Raw genomic sequence first — 1,189 nt, 5'->3', positions numbered from 1 at the left:
CCCGCGCCCTCCAGGCCGGTCAGCCCGCACACCTCGGCGACCCGGCGGCGCGGGATGCCGTTGCTGCGGGCCAGCCACAACAGGTGGTCGCGGACACGCAGCCCGCAGTGCGCGCCGGGAGGGTCCAGCAGGACGCCCACCCGGCGCATCGGGTCCGGCAGGTCGGCGTACCGGCGGCCCAGCACGGTGGCGGTGCCGCGGGTGGGCTGGACCAGGCCGAGGACCAGCCGCAGCAGGGTCGTCTTGCCCGCCTCGTGCGGGCCGACCAGGGCGGTGACGCGGCCGGGCCCGACCGTGGCGGTCAGGTCGTCCACCGCCGCGCCGGTCCGGTAGCGCTTGGTCAGGTGCAGCAACTCGATCATCGTTCCTCCGGGAGCGGGGTCATCGCCGTCGGGACGCGCTCAGCGCCGGTCCGGCGGGACGCGCCCGCCGGCGCCGCCGCCGGGGCCGCCGCAGGGCGCGCCGCCCGGCCCGGCCTCGGCTCCGGGGTGGCGTCTCGGCCGCAGGTCCGCGCGCCGGGTGACGCGCAGCTTGCGGTAGACCTGCGTGAGGTGCTGCTCGACGGTGCTGACGGTGATGTTCAGGTCGGCGGCGATCTGGCGGTTGGTCCGGCCGAGCGCGGCCAGCTCGGCCACGCGGCGCTGCGCGTCGGTGAGGGGGAGGTCGAGTTCGGCGTGCGGCCCCGGCCCGGTCCCCCACCCCGGCCTCGGCCTCGCCTGCGGGCCCCGCCCGGCGGAGTCTTCGCGGACCCGGGACGGGCGGTGCGCGCCGGGTGGCGGGCGCGGTGCTCGCACCGCTCGGCGCGTTCGTCGAGCAGCACGTCCCCGGTGTACCCGGCGGCGGCCCACCCGGCGGACGCGGCGTCCGGGTCCCGGGCCGCCGCCGGGCCGCGGACGAGCTGATCGTCCAGCAGCGCCGCCGCCTGCTCGGGACGGCCGGCCTCGACGAGCGCCCCCGCGGCCCGGGTGTGCCACGGCGACAGGCCGGGGGAGTCGAGGCCCCACGCGGCGGTGAGCGCCTCCCCCGCCCGCAGGTCGCGCAGGGCCGCCGCGGTGTCGCCGGTCGCGAGCCGGAAGCGGGCGCGCGCCAGCAGGTAGGGCAGCGCGCAGGGCGTCTCGAACATGGCCTCGGGAACGCCGATGGCCAGGTACGCGGCCGCGTCGTCGAGGCGGCCCAGCGCCGTCGCGGC

At 79.7% G+C, this 1,189-nt stretch carries 2 protein-coding genes and 1 pseudogene; all 3 read right to left on the bottom strand.

The window, feature by feature from the left end:
* A partial coding sequence (locus tag AB0J52_RS41525; protein ID WP_500188777.1) for an ATP-binding cassette domain-containing protein occupies positions 1–362 on the bottom strand: 362 nt, incomplete at its 3' end.
* A 39-nt stretch (positions 363–401) separates the two neighbouring features.
* Positions 402–635, bottom strand: a complete 234-nt coding sequence (locus tag AB0J52_RS41520) for a helix-turn-helix domain-containing protein (RefSeq protein WP_500188775.1) — start codon at positions 633–635, stop codon at positions 402–404.
* Positions 581–1,189, bottom strand: a pseudogene (locus AB0J52_RS41515) (hypothetical protein); the annotation flags it as partial. The pseudogene AB0J52_RS41515 and the gene AB0J52_RS41520, both read right to left, overlap by 55 nt.

The organism is Spirillospora sp. NPDC049652 (assembly GCF_040675125.1).
GTDB lineage: Bacteria > Actinomycetota > Actinomycetes > Streptosporangiales > Streptosporangiaceae > Spirillospora.
The sequence above is the reverse complement of the archived record's forward strand: the minus strand, read 5'-3'. Positions and strand labels throughout refer to the sequence as shown.